Source organism: Microbacterium sp. MYb45, from assembly GCF_002979655.1.
Classification (GTDB): domain Bacteria; phylum Actinomycetota; class Actinomycetes; order Actinomycetales; family Microbacteriaceae; genus Microbacterium.
Genome location: NZ_PCPG01000003.1, coordinates 271,195 through 286,724, shown reverse-complemented (window position 1 = coordinate 286,724; position 15,530 = coordinate 271,195). Strand labels below are relative to the sequence as shown.

Sequence of the window (15,530 nt, the reverse complement as noted above, 5' to 3'; positions counted from 1 at the left end):
ACCACCGCGACGGCCACAACGGTACCCTCGACCCATGCCGTCCGCCCCGCTCGCCCCCGCACCATCGAGCAGCATGGGCCGAGGACTCGACGTGCTCACGGCTCTGAGTGCGCTCATCGAGAAGGGCAGCGGCACCACCGTCGGCGAGATCGCCCACGCCCTCGACCGCGAGCGCTCCCAGGTGTCCCGCACCCTCGCCACCCTCGCCCGTTCCGGTCTGGTCGAGCGTCGGCCCGACCGTTCGTACGCGCTCACCTGGTCCTGGTACTCTGCCGCGCAGGAACTCACCGCGCACCGGATGCACACGCACGCGCTGGCGGTGCTGGACTCCCTCGCGGCGCAGCTCGGCGAGGCCACCTTCCTCAGTGAGCTGCAGGGCGATGCGACCCTCACGACGCTCGAGAGCCTGCCCGCAGACTCCCGCATGATCGGCTCCTGGATCGGACGCTCCTACCCGGCGTACTGCAGCGATGCCGGGCGCGCCACGCTGTGGGATGCCTCGGACGACGAGGTGCGCGCGGTCTTCGGCTCGACCGACTTCACCGCGCAGGGGCCGAACAGCCCGGTGTCGGTCGACGACGTGCTCGCGCGGCTCGACGCGGATCGCGAGCGCGGCTTCACCATCGTCGACCAGGAGGCGGAACCGGGCCTCTACTCGGTCGCGGCACCCGTCTGGGACTTCCGCGGAGAGGTCATCGCCGCGGTTCAGGTCGTGGGCACCCGCGACGCGATGCACGAGCGGGTCGCGGAGTGCGGTGCGGCATGCGCGCGTGCGGCCGCCGATCTCTCCCGCCGACTCGGCGCACCCGCATCCGTCGAGCGCTGACCCGCGGGGCGTCAGACCGAGGCGTCGGCCGCTGCGGTGAGCTCGCCCGCGAACCGGGCGAGCAGGGCACGGGTCTCGCGGGTGGCGCCCTGCGCACGATGGCGCCCGCGAACCGCGAGCGAGGCGATGACCTCGCCACCCCGGCGGATCGGGAGGGCGAACTCGTCGATCCCCTCGTCGTACTCCTCCGCGGCCGAGATGAGCCCGGCGGCGCGGTCGCGCTCCTGCACGACGCCCACCTCGTTCACCGAGCGCGGCGCCGTCGGACCGCCCACCCCGATGAACTGCACGCCGTCGAGAACCGCTGCCAGCTGCTCGGGCGTGTGATCCCACAGCAGCGCGCGCCCGGCTCCCGTGCACCAGATCGGCGTGACCAGCCCGGCGCGGATGGAGCGGTCGCCTCCATCGGCAGATCGCTCGTATCGGAGCAGCACGCCGCGCGCACCGTCGGCCACGGTGATGAGCGCGTTCACTCCGAGCTGCGCGGCGAGCGTGCGCAGGGCGACCCTGGCTTCTCGGAGCCAGGCCGCGTTCAGCACGGCGGCCGTGCGGAAGTACTCGGTCCCCGCCCAGAACAGCGAATCGTCGTCCCGGCGGAGGAACTGCCGTGACTGCAGCTCGCGCGTGAGTCGCGAGACACGGCTCCGCTCGATGTCGGTGTTGTCGGCGAGCCGCGAGGCGTTGAGCCCCGGTCGCCCACGGCGCTCCTGCTCGACGGCCGCATCGAGCAGACTCAGCCCTTGCACGAGTGAGGAGGAAGCCACGACGACTCCTCCTCTCCTGTCGGCCCGGATCCCGGCCATCCTATCCGGCGGCCCCCACCGCACGACGCGGGAGGAGCCTCCCCCACGCGACGTAGAGGTCGGCGGCGATGTTGCCGTGCGCCCGCTCGACGTCGGCCGCGGTGATCGCCTCGTCGCCCTGCGCGCCGAACAGCACGACCTCGTCGCCGGGCGTCGCCGGGTCGAGGTGCGAGACGTCGACGAGGAAGCTGTTCATCGCGATCCGGTCGACGATGCGCGCACGGCGGCCGTGGATCAGCACCTCGCCGGTGCCGCTCAGGCTGCGGTGGATGCCGTCGGCGTACCCGAGCGGGATCAGCGCAAGACGCGCATCCGCCTCGAGCCGGTGCCAGCGGTCGTAGCCGACCGTGCTCCCCCGCGGATACGAGTTGATCGCCGCGATCCGCGACACGACCCGCATCGCCGGTCGGAGCGCACCCCCCAGCGCATCGGTGTCTCCGTACAGCCCGGCGCCGATACGGACGAGGTCGAACCGGGACTGCGGCAGGCGGAGCGCCGCGAAGGTGGTCGCGCAGTGCCGGGCGACCACCCCGTCGGAGACGTCGGCGACCGCGCGGGACTGCTCGTCGAAGCGTGCGGCGCCCGCCATCACGTCGGCCTCGTCTTCGCAGGGGAAGTGGGAGCAGACGCCGACGACGTCCAGACGCGGATCCGCCAGGACGCCGCGAGCCGCGTGCACTCCCCGGGGCTCACCGACCTCCAGCCCATCCCGCCCGAGCTCGGTGGAGTTGAGCGAGACGTGCGCACGGATGCGCACACCCCGAGCAGCGGCGACCCCGGCCACGATCCCGGCGTGCTCGGCGCCGCCGATCCACTCCTCGATGCCGAAGCGGATGCCGTCGTCGACCTCGTCCCGCCCCGCCGGCCGCACGCGCAGGAGACGACCGGTGAAGCCGCTCGCTCGCACGGCCGCCGCTTCCCCGTTCGACGCGAGCCCGATGAGGCCGATCCGCTGGTCATCGAGCAACGGCGCCACGATGTCGATGCCGTGCCCGTAGGCGTCGGCCTTCACGACCGCGCAGAACCCGACCCGGAGGCCGAGTTCTGCGCGGATCGTGCGGACGTTGTGGCTGATCGCGGTCCGGTCGATCTCGACCCATCCGCCCGCCGGTGTGGAGGCTGTCACGCGTCGGCGGGTTCTGCCTCGTGATCCTGCACGACGTCGCGCTTCCCCTTGCGACCGTGCCGCCACCAGAAGAACAGGTAGCACGCGGCGACGAACGGGATGCCGAAGTACAGCGCCGCCACCTGGTTCGGGTCGAACGCGATCGCGATGATCGACAGGAGCAGCAGCGAGAACGCCACGATCGGCAACGCCGGGTACAGCGGTGTCCGGTACGCGAGAGCGGACACGTCTCCGCCCTCGCGCACGAACTTGCGGCGGTGGAAGAACTGCGAGGCGACGATCGACATCCAGACCGCGACGACCGCGAATCCGGCGATCGACACGAGCACCAGATAGACGGTTCCGGCGGCGATCACGCTGGTGAGCAGCGAGACGAGGCCGATCAGGATGCTGACGCTCAGCGCGATGAGGGGGACGCCGCGCTTCGTGAGTCGCGTGAACGCCTTCGGTGCGTGGCCCTCCTCGGCGAGCGAGAAGAGCATGCGGGCGCAGGAGAACAGCCCGCTGTTGCCCGCCGAGAGGAGCGCCGTGATGATGACGAAGTTCATGATGTCGGGCGCGTACGGCACTCCCACGTACTGGAAGACGTCGACGAACGGGCTGCTGGTGACACTGGCGTCTTCGTAGGGCAGGATCGCGGCGATCACGGCGATCGCGCCGACGAACAGCACCACCAGTCGCAGCACCGTGGAACGCAGCGCGCGCGGGATGTTCTTCGCCGGGTCCTTGGTCTCGCCGGCGGCGACGCCGATGAGTTCGGACCCGCTGAAGGCGTAGAACACGGCGAGCGCCGTGACGACCACACCGCTGATCCCGTTCGGGAAGAGCCCCTCGGGCGTCTCGAAGTTGCTGAACAGGATCGCCGGAGGGTGCTCGGCCGACAGCGGCGTGAACCCGAAGATCGCCGCACCGCCGAGCACGATCAGCGCGACGATCGCAACGACCTTGACCAGCGAGAACCAGAACTCCGCCTCGCCGAACACCCGGGCCGAGATCGCGTTGAGCAGGAACAGCACGGCGGCGAAGATCAGGCACCACAGCCACACCGGCACCCCGGGGAACCAGCGCTGCATGAGGATGCCGGACGCCGTGAACTCCGACCCCAGTGCCACCACCCAGCAGAGCCAGTACAGCCACGCCGTCGTGAATCCGGTCGCCGGTCCGATCGATCGTGAGGCGTAGATGTGGAAGGCGCCGGAGACGGGATACGCGATGGCGAGTTCACCGAGGCAGGCCATGACCAGGTAGACCACGAACGCGCCGATCAGGTACGCGATGATCGCGCCGAGGGGCCCCGCCTGCGAGATCGTGTAGCCGGAGCTGAGGAACAGGCCCGATCCGATCACGCCGCCCAGCGCGATCATGATCAGATGCCGGGCGTCCATGGTCCGTTGCAGGCGACGGAGCGGAACCTGTGTCGCCGTCGTGTTCGGCAGGACGTTGGGAAGGGATTTCTCCCCGGGAAGAGGCGTCATCGGAACTCTCAATCGGGTTTGATATGTGCATCATATTCACATCTGTGTGCCAATGACGCATCTGTTGGTCGGATGCGGGGACACTATCCGCTCCGCGATCCGGCCCACAAGAGCCCCAAGCGGAATTCTTCGCCCCCACCGCCACTGCCGACCATCCGGCGGAGGAGCTGCCATTCCGGCAGTATCGGCGGCCGATCCGACAGGCGCGCACGGACACCCACCTCGCCGACGATGGATCCGTGTCCGCTCGGCGTCGCCGGCGACAGCTCATGGAAAGAAGGAGACAACGGTGACTCACCACGACCTCGCCCTCATCGGCTTCGGAGGCGTCAACCGCGCCCTGGCCGAGATCATCCGCGACCGCGGTGCGGCGCTCGTCGACGACCTCGGCTTCGGCCTGCGCGTCGTCGCGATCACCGATCTCCGCCTCGGCTCGCTCATGCAGAGCCACGGCATCGACCTCGACGCGGCGCTCGCGATGACCGGCGCCGACACGTTCGCGGGAATGCCCGGCGGCCACGCCGAGCCCCGCAACGACTACGTGATCCGCAACACCACGGCCGATGTCATCGCCGAGGCGACGTTCACGAACCCGGTCGACGGAGAGCCGGCGATCTCGCACGTGCGCGCCGCCCTCGAGAGCGGCAAGAGCGTGACCACCACGAACAAGGGCCCGGTCGCGCTCGCGGGCGCCGCGCTCAACCGCCTCGCCGCCGAGAACGGAGCCCGCTTCGAATACGAGGGCTCGGTGATGAGCGGGACTCCGGTGCTGCGGCTCGCCGGCGAGACCCTCAAGGGTCTGCGCATCACCCGCATCCAGGGCATCCTCAACGGCACGAGCAACTTCGTGCTGGGGCGCATGGAAGAGGGGAAGTCGCTCGCAGACGCCGTCGCCGAGGCTCAGGCGCTCGGATACGCCGAGGCCGACCCGACCGCCGACATCGAGGGGTCCGACGTGCAGCTGAAGGTCGTGATCCTCGCGAACGAGGTGCTCGGCGCCCAGCTCACGACCGCCGATGTGCCGCGCACCGGGATCGCCGGCATCACCGCGAGCGACGTGATCGCCGCGGCGGCGGCCGGCGAACATTGGAAGCTCATCGGCACGGTCTCCCGCGACGAGTCGGGGGTCATCTCGGCATCCGTCCAGCCCCTCGCGCTCGGCACCGATCACCCGCTCGCCGCCGTCTCGGGTGCCACGAACGCCGTCGCCTTCACGACCGACCTGCTCGGCACGGTCACGGTGTCCGGTCCCGGTGCGGGGCGCATCGAGACGGCGTATGCGCTCCTCTCCGACATCATCGCGATCGACGCCCACCAGAAGTCGTACGCCGGAGCGGTCCGGTGAGCGTAGCGATCATGGATGCTCCGACGACCGGCACCGCCGTGCTCCGGGTGCTCGACCCGTACAGCGGCGAGACCATCGCCGAGCTGGCGCAGCACACGGTGGATGACGTCGAGGAGATCATGGAGCGCGCGAGGCTCGGCGCCTCGCTCTCGCGCGAGCTGACCCGGTTCGCTCGACACACGATCCTCGACCGCGCGGCACGCATCCTCGAGGAACGTGCCGACGAGGCCGCCGCCCTCATCGTGCGCGAAGCGGGCAAGACCATCACCCAGGCCCGCAAGGAGGTGCGTCGAGCGGTCACCACGATCTCCCTTTCGGCGGAGACCGCTCGGGCGTTCGACGGCGAGGTCATCCCCTTCGACGCTTACGAGGGCGGGGGCAACCGCCGCGGCTGGTACACGCGGGAACCGCTCGGGGTGATCCTCGCGATCACGCCCTACAACGACGCGCTCAACCTCGTCGCCCACAAGCTCGGCCCCGCGATCGCGGGAGGGAACGCCGTCGTCCTCAAGCCCTCCCAGCTCACCCCGTTGACCGCACGCTTCCTCGTCGGCGTGCTGCTCGAAGCCGGGCTCCCCGACGAGATCATCACCGTCGTGCACGGAGACCGCCAGGTCGCGCAGGCGCTGGTCGCGGTGCGCGACATCCGCATGGTCTCGTTCACGGGTGGGTTCGCGACGGGCGAGGCGATCGCTCGCACCGCGGGGCTCAAGAAGCTCGCCATGGAACTCGGCGGGAACGCCCCCGTCGTGGTCTTCGCGGATGCCGACATCGCGGAGGCCGTCGAGGCCTGCGTGTCCGGCGCCTTCTGGGCTGCGGGGCAGAACTGCGTGGGGTCCCAGCGCATCCTCATCGAGCGCTCCGTGTACGCCGAGTTCCGCGACCGGTTCGCGGCGCGCACCTCGACGCTGCGTGCCGGCGACCCCTCGGATCCGGCCACCGATGTCGGACCGATGATCTCGGAGGCGGTGGCCGTGCGCGCCGAGCGGATGGTCGACGAGGCGGTGAGCGCGGGCGCGCGTGTGCTCGCCGGACACCGCAGGGAGGGCTCGGTGTACTGGCCGACCGCGGTCGAGAACGTGGCACTCTCGTGCGAGCTCTGGAACGAGGAGGCGTTCGCCCCGGTCGTGGCCCTGGCACCGTTCGACTCGGAGAATGAGGCGATCACCGAGGCGAACAGCGTCGACTACGCGCTGCACGCCGCCGTCTTCACGACGGACATCGGCCGCGCACTGCGGGTCGCCGAGGCGCTGGATGCCGGAGGCGTGATGATCAACGACTCCTCCGACTACCGCATCGACAGCATGCCGTTCGGCGGATCCAAGTACGGGAGCATGGGGCGCGAGGGCGTGCGCTTCGCGTACGAGGAGATGACCCAGCCCAAGGTGACCTGCATCACCACCTGAGAACTCCTCGGGGAGGGCGGGGGTCCAGGGGGATACCCCGCCCCTCCCCGAGGTTCAGGCGCGGTCGATCACGCGGGTCAGCGACACGGCCGTCACCGTGTTCGCGACGCCGGGCACGGCGGCGAGCATCTCCCAGATCTCGCCGATGCGGTCCATCGAGTCGGCCTCCAGCATGACGAGCAGGTCGAAGTCGCCGGACAGCACGTCGCACCGCCGCACCTCGGGGATCTGCGAGATCTCGGCGATGACCGCGCCGCCACGCATCCGGTCGGTGCGGTAGACGAGCACGATCGCCGAGACCGGGGAGCCGCCGGCGTGCCCCGGCGTGACGGTGTACCCGCCGATCACGCCCTGCCGCTCCATGCGCTCCATCCGCTGCTTCACGGCGTTGCGCGAGAGATGCACCTGGGATGCGAGTGCGACCAGGGGCACGCGGGCGTCTTCGGTGAGCGCGGCGAGGATGCTGCGATCGATCTGATCGAGGTGAAGCCGCTCCATCGAGACCTCCTGAGTGTGCGCTGTCATGTGCATCATTCACAATTGCGTGTGTCTATTATGCACTCTAAAGTGGAATCGGCACCCACGAGCGGTGCAGGAACGAAGGAGTCACCATGGGCGCTCGCCCCGACCGCAAGGATCCCCTCACCCTGTCGGACCTCAGCCTGGCCGTTCATGCGGGCAACCAGCTCGACTCGACGATGGCGCTTCGCACCCCGCTCGTGATGGCCAACTCGTATCAGCTCCCCGACGATCCGAGCGAGATCAGCTGGTCGGCCACCGCGCCCGGGCTGTACACGCGCAACACCGGCGTGAACCAGTCGGCACTGGAGCAGAAGCTCGCCGCGCTCGACGGCGCCGAGGAGGCCGTCGCCCTCGCCTCGGGCGTCGCGGCACTGCACGCCGTCTTCTTCACCCACATGCGCGTCGGCGACCACGTGATCGTGAGCGACGTGGTGTACGAGGCGACCTGGCGCCTGTGGACCGAGCTGCTGCCCCAGCGCTACGGGCTCGAGGCCACCTTCGTCGACATCGGGGATCTCGATGCCGTGCGGGCAGCGATGCGCCCGGAGACACGCCTGGTGTGCATCGAGGCGATCGCGAACCCCACCACCAAGGTCGCCGACGTGGCGGCGATCGCCGAGATCGCGCACTCCGCCGGCGCGATCCTGATGGTCGACTCGACGTTCTCACCGCCGCCGTTCTACCGCCCCATCCAGGACGGTGCCGATCTGGTGGTGCACTCCCTCACGAAGTACCTCAACGGACACGGCGACGCGATGGGGGGATCGGTCGCGGGCAGCCACGAGCTCATCCAGCCCATCAAGGCCGACGCGATGGTCGATGTCGGCGGCATCATCTCGCCCTTCAACGCCTGGCAGATCCAGCGCGGCACGGTCACTCTCCCCCTGCGATTGCGGCAGCACTTCGACTCCGCCGCCCGCATCGCCGAGATGCTCGCCGCCGACGGCCGGGTGGAGTACATCGCCTACCCCGGTCTCGAGTCCCACCCCGACCACGCGCTCGCCGCCCGCCAGTTCGGTGGACGCGGCTTCGGCGGCATGATGGCGTTCGCCGTGAAGGGATCGCCCGACGTGCAGAACGCGTTCGTGGCGAACCTGCGGCTGATCACGTCGGGCTTCTCGCTCGGCCACGACGACTCGCTGATCGTGCACACCGGAACCGAGGGCGGCCGCGTCGCCACCTATCCCGAGCCGTTCCGGAAGTTCGGACACCTGCGCCTCTCGGTCGGCCTCGAAGACGCGGACGACCTGCTGGTGGACCTGAGCGCTGCGCTCGACGCGACGTTCCCCTGAGGATTGATCCATCGAAGATAGTTACCATTCCGGGTTGACATCGAGTCGATGTTTTGTTCGAATATTCAGATGCGGTGGCAGGGACAGAAGCTCGGCGAGACGGACGCAGCGGCGCTGCCCGGGCTCGAAGACCGATCGAGCGTGCTGCGGTCGGTGACCACCCCCGAGTTCGCCGGGATGACGTTCCACGAGGTGCTGTCGAAGTCGGCTCTGAACCATGTGCCCGGCGCTTCACGCATGCCGTTCGCCTGGACGATCAACCCGTACCGCGGATGTTCGCATGCATGCGTTTACTGCGTCTCCCCCGACACTCTGATCCTGTGCGCGGACGGTCGGCAGCGACCATTGCGCGACCTTGAGATCGGCGATGAGATTGTGGGGACAGAGCGGATCGGAAGGTATCGACGCTATGTGCGTACGGAGATTCGCGCCAAGTGGTCGACCCAGAAGCCCGCATTTCGACTGACTCTCGCCGATGGCACAGCGGTGGTCGCCAGTGGCGACCACCGCTTCCTCACGGAGCGAGGATGGAAGCATGTCTCGGACGCCGAGTCCGGACAGAGACCGCATCTCACGACGAACAATCGTCTGATGGGCTTCGGCATCGGGCCGTCCGTCGATCAGATCGACTACACCAGTGACTCCTACCGGCGTGGTTACCTCGCAGGCATGATCCGCGGCGACGGAATGATCTTCCATGGCACCTATCCGAGTGCGACGCGAACTCGCGAGATCAACATGTTCCGCCTGGCCCTGATCGATTCTGAGGCGTTGGAGCGCACCCGCGGATACCTCGATGCCGAGGGTGTGCCGACTCGACTGCGGGCTTTCACTGCCAAGAGCGCGACCCGCAGCGCCGCAGACGCGATCCACACAGCAGCGCGCGCCGGCGTAGCGAAGATCGAACACCTCATCATCACGCCGGGATCGCCTGACGAGACCTGGTTCGCAGGCTTCCTCGGTGGAGTGTTCGATGCAGAGGGCAGCTGCTCGCGCGGGGTCCTGCGCATATCGAACAAAGACACGGACATCATCCGACTGATCGAAGAAGGTATGAATGCGCTCGGCGTTCCCCACATCGTGGAGCCCCCGCGCCCTGGCGGCGTACGCAGCGTTCGAGTGATCGGAGGCCTGCCGAGTCGTCATAAGTTCTTCGCGACGGTGAATCCGGCCATTACACGAAAACTCGATGTCATCGGTACGGCGGTGAAGACAGCAGCGGATCTTCGGGTCGTGGACATCACCCCTCTGCCGGGGATTCGGGATCTGCTCGACATCACGACGGGCACGGGCGACTTCATCGCAAACGGCGTCATCAGTCATAACTGTTTCGCCCGCGGCACGCACGAGTACCTCGACCTCGACGGCGGATCGGACTTCGATTCGCAGATCGTGGTCAAGGTGAACGTGGTCGAGGTGCTCGAGAAGGAGCTGCGGCGCGGCAGCTGGCAGCACGAGACCGTGGCCCTCGGCACCAACACCGACCCGTATCAGCGGGCCGAGGGGCGCTACAAGCTCATGCCCGGCATCATCGAGACGCTCGCCGCATCCGGCACACCGATGTCGATCCTCACCAAGGGCACGCTGATCCGCCGCGACATCCCCCTGCTCGTGAAGGCCGCGCAGCGCGTGCCCGTCGACGTGCAGATGTCGATCGCGATGTACGACGACGAGCTGCAGAAGGCCATCGAGCCCGGAGCCCCGACCACACAGGCGCGGCTCGACACCGTGCGCGCGCTGGCGGATGCCGGGTTCCCCGTGACCGTGTTCCTCATGCCGATCATGCCGCACATGACCGACTCGCTCGAGGCGATCGATAGCGCCCTCGTGCGCATCAAAGAGGCCGGGGCGCGCACCGTCATCTACGGAGCCCTGCACCTGCGACCGGGCGTGAAGCCGTGGTTCTTCGAGTGGCTCGGCGCCAACCGGCCCGACCTGGTGTCGTCGTATCGCGGGCTCTATCCCGGCGCCTCGGCCGAGGCTCCCAAGGGATACCGGCAGTGGCTCGCGAAACGGGCGCGTCCGCTCATCCGGATGCATGGGCTCGACGGCCGCCACGAAGACGACTACTCCCGCCGCGGGTTCCGACCAGGGCAGGGCCACGTGCAGACCGGAGCGGCGAACGCGGCAGCGGTGCGCTTCACACCCAGCGCCGCCGCAGCTGCGCAGCCGATGCTGTTCTGAGCCGGATCGCCCCTCTCACCCGGTCGGTCGCCCCGCCCGTGGCCGCGTAGGCTCGGGGATCATGGCGATCGGTTCGACAGTCCACACATTCGAGGTGCAGCTCGCTGACACCGACCGCGGAATCTACGAGGACTACTCGCTGCGCGTGGCGCGGCATCCGTCCGAGACCGACGCGTACATGCTCACCCGCGTGCTCGCCTACGGACTCGAGTTCGCCGAGGGCATCACGTTCGGCGGCAGCATCTCCTCGACCGAGGAACCGGCCGTGCTCGTGCGCGACATGACCGGGCTCATCACCGTCTGGGTCGAGATCGGGGCGCCCGATGCCGAGCGACTGCACCACGGCAGCCGACTGGCCGAACGCACTGTCGTCTACACGCACCGCGATCCCGCGAAGGTCATGGCGCAGTGGGCGGACAAGCGCATCCACCGCCGCGAGGACATCCGCGTGTACAGCTTCGACCCCGGGTTCATCGAGTCGGCCGCGGCCCTGATCGAACGCCGCAACACGATGACCCTCACGCGGGCCGAGGGAGTGATCTACCTCGACCTCAACGGCACGAGCCTGACCTCGACCGTGCACGAGCACGAACTCGCCTGACCGGCGCGAGCCTCAGCTTCCGCGAGCTCAGCTGCCCACGAGTCCCTGCTCGTATGCGGCGATCACGAGCTGCGCGCGATCCCGCGCTGCGAGCTTCGACAGCAGGCTGCCGATGTGCGTCTTCACCGTCGCCATCGAGATCGTGAGCGCCGCGGCGATCTCCGCGTTCGCGAGTCCGCGGCCGACGAGCGTGAGCACCTCGGTCTCCCGTGCCGTGAGGGTCGCTAGGGGGCGGCCCGCCGGTCGATTCGCGTTGTCCAAGAAGTGCTCGACGAGGCGGACGAGGATGCTCGGCGCGAACAGCGACTCCCCGTCATGCGTGCGGCGGATGGCCTCGATCAGTTGCTCGGGGCGCACGTCCTTGAGCAGGAATCCACTGGCTCCCGCGCGCAGGGCGCCGTCGACGTATTCGTCGAGCTCCAGCATGCTGAGCACGAGCACCCGCGTCCCCGGCAGGGCCGTCGTGATAGCGCGCGTCGCACTGATGCCGTCGAGCCCCGGCATCCGGATGTCCATCAACACGACATCCGGCACGATGGCGCGCGCCAACTCGACCGCCCCCGCACCGTCGGCCGCCTCGCCCACCACCGTCAGCCCCTCGGCACCGGCGATGATCAGGGCGAGGCTGTGTCGCAGCAGGGCCTGATCGTCGGCGATCAGGACGCGGATCCCGTCGCTCACGCTCCCGCCTCGAACGACAGGCGCGCCTCGACGCGGAATCCCGCCCCCACCGGCTCGGCGAGCAGCGTTCCGCCGAGGGCGCCCACGCGCTCGCGCATGCCCCGCAGCCCGTGTCCGGCGCCGGGCTGCGACTGCCATCCCCGCGCAGGGCCGTCATCGGCGACGACGACACGGATGGCGCTCCCGTCCCGCTCGACCGCCACGCTCGCCGGCACCGGACCGGCATGGCGTCCGACATTCGCGAGCGCCTCCCGGATCGTGGCGCAGGCGGCGGCCTGCACGGCGAGCGGCACCTCGCCCAGATCTTCCATCCGCAGGCTCGCGCGCACACCGAACGCCTCCGCGGCGGTGACGATCCCCGGCACGTCCGAGAGCCGCGCCGGCGGATGCAGCGGCACCTCGTCTCCCGGCTCGCGCAGCACGGTCAGCATCCTCCGCAGCTCCGACATCGCAGAGCGCCCCGCCTGCTCGATGTCGACGAGGGCGCTTCGCCGCTCGGCGTCGCCGGCGGTTCCCTCGAGCGGGGCGACGGCGGCGGCCCGCATCGTGATCAGACCGAGTCCGTGCGATGCCAGGTCGTGCAGCTCACGGGCGATCCGCAGTCGTTCCTGCTGCGCCGCCCGGTCCGCCGCCCATTCCGTGAGGCTGCGCTCGTACTCCCGGCGCTGCCGCTGCGACCGCACCGTCGCCCAGACGAGCACGCCCACCACGAGGAGTCCGGCGGCCGTCACCACGACCGCCACGCTCTGCGGGCCGTCGAGTCCGAGAAAACTCAGGAGAGCGACCAGCAGCGCGATCATGCCCCCGGCGGCGATCCACGTGCGCGAGCGCCAGGTCGGGCGGGGCGAAGCATCCATCCGCCCGAGTCTAGGCACCCTCGACGCGACACACATCAGACCAGGGGTGGAGGGACCGGGGTCGGAGCATCGGCCGGGCTTCCCGCCTGCGGGCCGATGCCCCGGACGACGCGGACCACTGGGATCGAGGGATGCTGACGATCGAATCACTCACGAAACGACACGGTTCCCGCACGGTGCTCGACGGCGTCGCCTTCGAGGCACGGCCGGGCCGCGTGACGGCCTTCCTCGGAGCGAACGGAGCCGGCAAGTCATCGACCCTGCGCGTCCTCCTCGGGCTCGACCGGCCGACCGCAGGACGCGCACTCATCGACGGCCATGCCTACCGCGACCTCCGCGATCCGCTGCGGACGGCGGGGGCGATGCTCGACGGCTCCGGCGCGCACCGCTCGCGGACCGCGCGGGGCCACCTCTCCTGGATCGCCACGGCGGGCGGCATCCGCCGTGGCCGCGTCGACGAGGTGCTCGAACAGGTCGGTCTGGCCCACGCGGCGCGCACCAAGGTCGGTCGGCTGTCGCTCGGCATGGGGCAGCGTCTGGGGCTCGGGGCGGCGCTGTTGGGCGAGCCGCCGACGCTCATCCTCGATGAACCCGTGAACGGGCTCGACCCCGAGGGCATCCGCTGGATGCGCGAACTGCTGCGCGGCCAGGCGGATGCCGGGGGGACCGTGCTGCTGTCCAGCCATCTGATGGGCGAGGTCGCCGGAGTGGCCGACGACCTGGTCGTGATCGCCCACGGTCGGATCGTGGCGACGGGCACCGTGGACGAGATCACCCGAGGGCACGCCGACCTCGAAGCGGCCTTCTTCGCCCTGACCGGCGGGGATACCTCGACCGACCCGAACGGCGGTCCCTCACGATGAGACTCCTGCGCACCATCGCCGCCGAGACGGTCAAGATCCTCACGCTCCCGGGCGTATGGGCCGGCGTGCTCGCGAGCGTCCTCGGCACCGTCGCGATCACGGCCCTGAACGCGACGCAGGCGGTCGCCGCCCTCGACGCGGGTGAAGCCGACCTGTTCGGTCCGATCTCGGTCTTCGAGACCGCCTTCGCCGCGGCTCCGCTCGGCACGATCGGCGCGATCGTCGTCGGCGTGCTGGCGGTCAGCAGCGAATACACGCCGAACAGTCCGGATGCCGGCGGATCCCGGCAGATCACGAGCACGCTCGTCACGAGTCCCGGTCGAGTGAGACTCGTCTTGGCCAAGCTCACGGCGGTGGTGGCGATCACCGTCCTGACCGCGGCCGTGGCCTTGTCGTCCTGCCTCGGGGTCGCTCAACTGTTCCTCGGCGACGTCGCCCCCGAGTCCATCCCCGTCGAACAGGCGATGTGGCGCATGGTCGGCACGACGGTCTACTGGACCCTCACCGCCCTCCTGGCGTTCGGCATCACTCTTCTCACGCGCAGCGGCACACTTCCGCTGATCATCCTCATCCTGAACAGCTCGGTGGTCTCGATCTCCCTGCTGCTCACGAACCTGACACCGCTCGCCCACTGGCTCCCCGACATGGCGGGACGCAACCTGTTCGGCTTCGACGCGGAACTCGTGCTCCCCGGCGGCCTCGACGCCGTGCCGGGTGGTCTCGTCATGGCCGCGTGGGCCGTGGCAGCCGTGGGTGCCGGAACGATCGTCTTCACGCGGAGAGACGCCTGATGCGGCGGGCGCTGGGGGCGGAGCTCTCCAAACTGCGGACGCTTCCGCTCACGACATATGCCGCCGCGGGCATGGTCCTCGTCAGCGCACTCATCGCGGCGGCGCTCGCGGGGTTGCACGCCGAGCGAGGGGGCACCGTGCCGGCGGTCGACGCGGTTCTCGAAGCCATGCCGTACGCGCAGGCCGGTGCGATCCTGCTCGGGGTCGTGCCGGTGGCGCACGAGTACGCCGGGCGTCAGTTCACCACCACCCTCATCGCGGCGCCTCGCCGGATGCGGGTGATCGTGGCGAAGACGTGCGCGGCGGTGGTCGTGCTGTTCCTCGTCGGGACGCTGTCGGTCGCTGTGGCATGGTTGTCCGCCGAGCTGACGCACCGGGCCTCGGATGCCGGCGGTGTGGCCGCGACGGCGGAGGACCTCGCCCGCCTCGGCGGCGCGATCGTCTATCTGGTGCTGATCGGGGTCCTCGCCCACGCGGTGACGCTCGTCCTGCGCCATCTGGTGCCGGCGCTGGTGTCGATGCTCGTCGTCGTCTACATCCTGCCGTTCGCTCTGACCGCGCTCGGGGAACACACTCGGTGGCTGCCCACCCGTGCCGGGTCGCAGCTGTTCGCCCCCGACGACGCCGTGCTCACGGCGCTCACCGGGGCCTTGGTCCTGCTCGCCTGGTCGGTCACGATCGGCGTCGCCGGCGCCGCCCGCTTCACCCTCTCCGACGCGTGACCGGGGCTCCCCTCGCCCCTCCCCCTCCGCCGATCC

Annotated in this window: 15 protein-coding genes; 9 read left to right on the top strand and 6 right to left on the bottom strand. The window is 69.6% G+C overall.

Annotation, left to right across the window (positions count from 1 at the left end):
* Positions 1 to 34 precede the first annotated feature (34 nt).
* Positions 35 to 826: an IclR family transcriptional regulator gene (locus CQ034_RS09175; protein WP_105710796.1), complete on the top strand. Its 792-nt coding sequence runs from the start codon at positions 35 to 37 to the stop codon at positions 824 to 826.
* An 11-nt stretch (positions 827 to 837) separates the two neighbouring features.
* Here CQ034_RS09175 and CQ034_RS09170 read toward each other — a convergent pair whose 3' ends face one another.
* From CQ034_RS09170 to CQ034_RS09160, 3 genes are read right to left on the bottom strand one after another with little or no spacing between them, the layout of a single operon-like run.
* Positions 838 to 1,590, bottom strand: a complete 753-nt coding sequence (locus CQ034_RS09170; RefSeq protein ID WP_105710795.1) for a helix-turn-helix domain-containing protein — start codon at positions 1,588 to 1,590, stop codon at positions 838 to 840.
* A 40-nt stretch (positions 1,591 to 1,630) separates the two neighbouring features.
* The gene (gene alr, locus CQ034_RS09165; protein WP_181156264.1) at positions 1,631 to 2,755 is read right to left on the bottom strand and encodes an alanine racemase; all 1,125 of its coding nucleotides are present in this window, start codon (positions 2,753 to 2,755) and stop codon (positions 1,631 to 1,633) included.
* Complete coding sequence (locus CQ034_RS09160) at positions 2,752 to 4,230, bottom strand: amino acid permease (RefSeq protein ID WP_105710793.1); 1,479 nt, start codon at positions 4,228 to 4,230, stop codon at positions 2,752 to 2,754. The genes alr and CQ034_RS09160 overlap by 4 nt, the downstream gene beginning before the upstream one ends.
* Before the next feature lie 289 nt (positions 4,231 to 4,519).
* Between CQ034_RS09160 and CQ034_RS09155 the strand changes: the two genes are divergently transcribed.
* Positions 4,520 to 5,575, top strand: coding sequence for a homoserine dehydrogenase (locus tag CQ034_RS09155; protein ID WP_105710792.1), 1,056 nt, complete (start codon positions 4,520 to 4,522; stop codon positions 5,573 to 5,575).
* An 11-nt stretch (positions 5,576 to 5,586) separates the two neighbouring features.
* Positions 5,587 to 6,981, top strand: a complete 1,395-nt coding sequence (locus CQ034_RS09150) for an aldehyde dehydrogenase family protein (protein WP_105710791.1) — start codon at positions 5,587 to 5,589, stop codon at positions 6,979 to 6,981.
* A 54-nt stretch (positions 6,982 to 7,035) separates the two neighbouring features.
* Here CQ034_RS09150 and CQ034_RS09145 read toward each other — a convergent pair whose 3' ends face one another.
* On the bottom strand, positions 7,036 to 7,506 hold the full coding sequence (locus CQ034_RS09145) for an Lrp/AsnC family transcriptional regulator (protein ID WP_308737264.1): 471 nt from the start codon (positions 7,504 to 7,506) through the stop codon (positions 7,036 to 7,038).
* An 86-nt stretch (positions 7,507 to 7,592) separates the two neighbouring features.
* Between CQ034_RS09145 and CQ034_RS09140 the strand changes: the two genes are divergently transcribed.
* The 3 genes from CQ034_RS09140 (at position 7,593) to CQ034_RS09125 (ending at position 11,580) form a co-directional block, all read left to right on the top strand.
* Positions 7,593 to 8,795: a PLP-dependent aspartate aminotransferase family protein gene (locus tag CQ034_RS09140; RefSeq protein ID WP_105710790.1), complete on the top strand. Its 1,203-nt coding sequence runs from the start codon at positions 7,593 to 7,595 to the stop codon at positions 8,793 to 8,795.
* Between the two features lie 69 nt (positions 8,796 to 8,864).
* On the top strand, positions 8,865 to 10,979 hold the full coding sequence (locus CQ034_RS19570; RefSeq protein WP_181156263.1) for an intein-containing Rv2578c family radical SAM protein: 2,115 nt from the start codon (positions 8,865 to 8,867) through the stop codon (positions 10,977 to 10,979).
* A gap of 61 nt (positions 10,980 to 11,040) precedes the next feature.
* Entirely contained in the window at positions 11,041 to 11,580 is a 540-nt protein-coding gene (locus CQ034_RS09125; RefSeq protein WP_105710789.1) for a YaeQ family protein, read from the top strand.
* A 27-nt stretch (positions 11,581 to 11,607) separates the two neighbouring features.
* Here CQ034_RS09125 and CQ034_RS09120 read toward each other — a convergent pair whose 3' ends face one another.
* Together CQ034_RS09120 and CQ034_RS19760 are read right to left on the bottom strand one after the other, a co-directional pair.
* Positions 11,608 to 12,261: a response regulator transcription factor gene (locus CQ034_RS09120; protein ID WP_258134156.1), complete on the bottom strand. Its 654-nt coding sequence runs from the start codon at positions 12,259 to 12,261 to the stop codon at positions 11,608 to 11,610.
* Positions 12,258 to 13,118, bottom strand: a complete 861-nt coding sequence (locus tag CQ034_RS19760) for a sensor histidine kinase (RefSeq protein ID WP_258134155.1) — start codon at positions 13,116 to 13,118, stop codon at positions 12,258 to 12,260. The genes CQ034_RS09120 and CQ034_RS19760 overlap by 4 nt, the downstream gene beginning before the upstream one ends.
* A gap of 131 nt (positions 13,119 to 13,249) precedes the next feature.
* On the opposite strand from CQ034_RS19760, the gene CQ034_RS09110 reads away from it, so the two are divergent.
* The 3 genes from CQ034_RS09110 to CQ034_RS09100 are packed head-to-tail and all read left to right on the top strand — an operon-like array spanning position 13,250 to position 15,494.
* Complete coding sequence (locus tag CQ034_RS09110) at positions 13,250 to 13,981, top strand: ABC transporter ATP-binding protein (protein ID WP_105710786.1); 732 nt, start codon at positions 13,250 to 13,252, stop codon at positions 13,979 to 13,981.
* Entirely contained in the window at positions 13,978 to 14,772 is a 795-nt protein-coding gene (locus CQ034_RS09105) for an ABC transporter permease (protein ID WP_105710785.1), read from the top strand. Before CQ034_RS09110 ends, CQ034_RS09105 begins: the two co-directional genes overlap by 4 nt.
* Entirely contained in the window at positions 14,772 to 15,494 is a 723-nt protein-coding gene (locus CQ034_RS09100; RefSeq protein WP_105710784.1) for an ABC transporter permease, read from the top strand. Before CQ034_RS09105 ends, CQ034_RS09100 begins: the two co-directional genes overlap by 1 nt.
* The last annotated feature ends 36 nt before the right edge of the window (positions 15,495 to 15,530 follow it).

What these genes read in the sequence shown, in the direction of transcription:
- CQ034_RS09175 (WP_105710796.1), top strand. Translation starts at nt 35, where the DNA reads ATGCCGTCCGCCCCGCTCGCCCCCGCACCATCGAGCAGCATGGGCCGA.
- CQ034_RS09160 (WP_105710793.1), bottom strand. Translation starts at nt 4,230, where the DNA reads ATGACGCCTCTTCCCGGGGAGAAATCCCTTCCCAACGTCCTGCCGAAC.
- CQ034_RS09150 (WP_105710791.1), top strand. Translation starts at nt 5,587, where the DNA reads ATGGATGCTCCGACGACCGGCACCGCCGTGCTCCGGGTGCTCGACCCG.
- CQ034_RS09145 (WP_308737264.1), bottom strand. Translation starts at nt 7,506, where the DNA reads ATGACAGCGCACACTCAGGAGGTCTCGATGGAGCGGCTTCACCTCGAT.
- CQ034_RS09140 (WP_105710790.1), top strand. Translation starts at nt 7,593, where the DNA reads ATGGGCGCTCGCCCCGACCGCAAGGATCCCCTCACCCTGTCGGACCTC.
- CQ034_RS19570 (WP_181156263.1), top strand. Translation starts at nt 8,865, where the DNA reads ATGCGGTGGCAGGGACAGAAGCTCGGCGAGACGGACGCAGCGGCGCTG.
- CQ034_RS09125 (WP_105710789.1), top strand. Translation starts at nt 11,041, where the DNA reads ATGGCGATCGGTTCGACAGTCCACACATTCGAGGTGCAGCTCGCTGAC.
- CQ034_RS19760 (WP_258134155.1), bottom strand. Translation starts at nt 13,118, where the DNA reads ATGGATGCTTCGCCCCGCCCGACCTGGCGCTCGCGCACGTGGATCGCC.
- CQ034_RS09110 (WP_105710786.1), top strand. Translation starts at nt 13,250, where the DNA reads ATGCTGACGATCGAATCACTCACGAAACGACACGGTTCCCGCACGGTG.
- CQ034_RS09105 (WP_105710785.1), top strand. Translation starts at nt 13,978, where the DNA reads ATGAGACTCCTGCGCACCATCGCCGCCGAGACGGTCAAGATCCTCACG.
- CQ034_RS09100 (WP_105710784.1), top strand. Translation starts at nt 14,772, where the DNA reads ATGCGGCGGGCGCTGGGGGCGGAGCTCTCCAAACTGCGGACGCTTCCG.